Raw genomic sequence first — 2,382 nt, 5'->3', positions numbered from 1 at the left:
GGCGACGACCGCGAAGCCCTTGCCCGCGGCGCCAGCCCGGGCGGCCTCGATGGTCGCGTTCAGGGCGAGCATGCGCGTCTGGTCCGAGATCCCGGTGACGGTGCTGACGACCCCGTCGATCTGGGCGGTGGAGGACGTCAGCCGCTCCACCGATGCCCGCACCTCACGGGTGACGGCCGTGGCCTCGGCGGTGACACCGGTGGCCTCGGCGGCCGAGCTGGCGACCTCACGCATCGCCGCGGCCATCTGGCTGACGGCGGACGCCACCGAACCTGCACCGTGCTCCACGCGGGTGGTGGCCGAGCACGCGTCCTCAGCCGCCTGGGCGCTGGCGCGGGTGGTGGTGGCCATCTGCTCCACCGAGCCGGTCAGTTCTGCTGCGGCGTGCCCGAGCTCGTCGTTGTGGGCGAGGACCTCACCCACCACGGCACGGGGGACGCGCACACCGTCGGCACCGGGGTGGTCCTGTCCGGCCGCGTCGGTACGGCGGTTGAATCGCATCGTCACTCCTTCGTCACCATGACCGAGCCGGGTGGACTCATCGGTGTGATCGACCACCCCCACGCACACTTGAGGTGTTCGTCGCACCGAGTGCGGACCGGCTCACCCCTCGGAACCGCAGGCACGCCCCGCGAGCGCCACGGCGTCCCCGACCGCCTCGAGGAGGTCGGTGCCCCAGGACAGCTCCGCGTCGTTGTGGTCCGCACCCGCGACCGCGACCTCGAGCACGGGCGCGCCGCCCGCCCGTGCGATCTCGGCGACGTCGCGACTCATCTGCGGCGGGACGAGCCGGTCCTGCTCGCCGAGGACCACCGCGACCGGCACCTGCACCGAGCGCAGGTGCTCCGTGGTGGGGAAACGGTCGCGGAGCAGCCACCCGAGGGGCACCCCGTACACGGCGTCGGCGACGGCGGACATGGACGTGAACGGGGAGCGCAGGACGAGCGCGACCGGGGGGTGCTCGGCGGCGAGCTCGGTGACCACGCCGGTGCCGAGGCTCTCACCCAGGTAGACGAGGTGCTCCGCGCCGGCGTCCCGGACCAGCCACTCCCGCGCGGCGCGGACGTCCCGCGCCAGACCGGACTGGGTGGGGGCACCGGGGTTGCCCGCGTACCCGCGGTAGTCGAGCAGGAGCACACCCCACCCCTGGTCGGCCAACGCCTGCGCGAGCGGTGCGCGCATGGCCCGGTTGCCGCCGTTGCCGGGCGCCACGAGGACGGTGACGCACCCCGGGGTGGCCGGGACGTGCCAGGCGGTGAGGTCCAGTCCGTCGGCGGTGGTGAAGGTGACGTCCTGCCCACCGTCGAGCACCGTGGCCGCCGGGGGTGGTGTCGAGCGGTCGGGGTGGTACATGAGGGACCGTTGCCCGAACCAGACCAGGGCCAGCACGGCCCCGAGGACCACGACCGTCGCCCCGGCGACGACCCTCATCCGGTGGCGTGGGCGTGGGCGTTGCTGCACAGCCTCATGCTGCCACCGGTGAACGGTGCGTCAGGCCCGTTCGAGCTGGAGGAACTCGGTGACGGTGTCGGCGACGGCGTCCGGCGGCACGTCGACCACGACGGTCAGCCCGTCCTCGTCGTCGCCCAGGGGCTTGAGGGTCGCGAACTGGGACGGGAGCAGCGAGGGCGGCATGAAGTGCCCGGTGCGCCCGCTGAGCCGGGACGCGATGACGTCCTCGTCGGCGTGCAGGTGCACGAACACGACCCGCCCCTGCGCCGCGCGCAGGACCTCCCGGTACTCGCCCTTGAGCGCCGAGCACGTGACGATCGCGCTGCGGCCCTCACGCGCCTGCCCGCTCAGCCAGTCCCGGATCGCCTCCAGCCACGGGGCCCGGTCCTGGTCGGTGAGGGCCTCCCCCGAGGTCATCTTGTCGATGTTCACCTGGGGGTGGAACTCGTCGGCCTCGGCGTAGGGCCAGCCGAGGCGGTCGGTGAGGATGGTGGCCAGGGTGGTCTTGCCCGAGCCGGACACCCCCATGATCACCAGGTGGGTGATCGCGGCCGCGGCGGTCTTCTCCTGCACCTTGTCCAGCTGGTCGTCGCCCATGCTCTCAGCCTCCCGCGCGCGGGCCGGGCGCGCCAGCCACGGCCGGGCCGCAGCAGCGGGATGGTGGAGGGCACGACCGCGTTGCGCCTACTGTGGCAGCAGACGTGGGCGGGCAGCACCACGGGGCCACGCGGTCGTGGTGCGACGGGGCCCGCCCCGCACCGACCCGAGGGGACCCCGTGTCCGAGCACGACGCCACCGCACCAGCGCCCACGCCGCAGGACGGCCCGATCAGCACCCCCACCGACGACGCCCGTGGCGCGGCCCGCAGCAGCGGCCAGTGGGTGGCGTTCGCCGTGGTGCTGCTGCTGGGCCTGGCGCTGCTGATCGCCG

General features: G+C 74.0%; 3 protein-coding genes. All 3 read right to left on the bottom strand.

The window, feature by feature from the left end:
- Positions 1–501, bottom strand: a 501-nt coding sequence (locus N869_RS18815; RefSeq protein ID WP_269545893.1) for a methyl-accepting chemotaxis protein, incomplete at its 3' end; no start/stop codon positions are given.
- A gap of 102 nt (positions 502–603) precedes the next feature.
- Positions 604–1,461, bottom strand: a complete 858-nt coding sequence (locus N869_RS14450) for an alpha/beta hydrolase (RefSeq protein WP_232229783.1) — start codon at positions 1,459–1,461, stop codon at positions 604–606.
- 30 nt (positions 1,462–1,491) lie between these two features.
- Positions 1,492–2,049 carry a gluconokinase gene (locus N869_RS14445; protein WP_084137252.1) on the bottom strand — a complete coding sequence of 186 codons (558 nt, stop codon included), beginning with the start codon at positions 2,047–2,049 and terminating at the stop codon, positions 1,492–1,494.
- Positions 2,050–2,382 lie beyond the last annotated feature (333 nt).

The organism is Cellulomonas bogoriensis 69B4 = DSM 16987 (genome assembly GCF_000767165.1).
GTDB classification, from domain to species: Bacteria; Actinomycetota; Actinomycetes; order Actinomycetales; family Cellulomonadaceae; genus Actinotalea; species Actinotalea bogoriensis.
The sequence above is the reverse complement of the archived record's forward strand: the minus strand, read 5'-3'. Positions and strand labels throughout refer to the sequence as shown.

What these genes read in the sequence shown, in the direction of transcription:
- N869_RS14445 (WP_084137252.1), bottom strand. Translation starts at nt 2,049, where the DNA reads ATGGGCGACGACCAGCTGGACAAGGTGCAGGAGAAGACCGCCGCGGCC.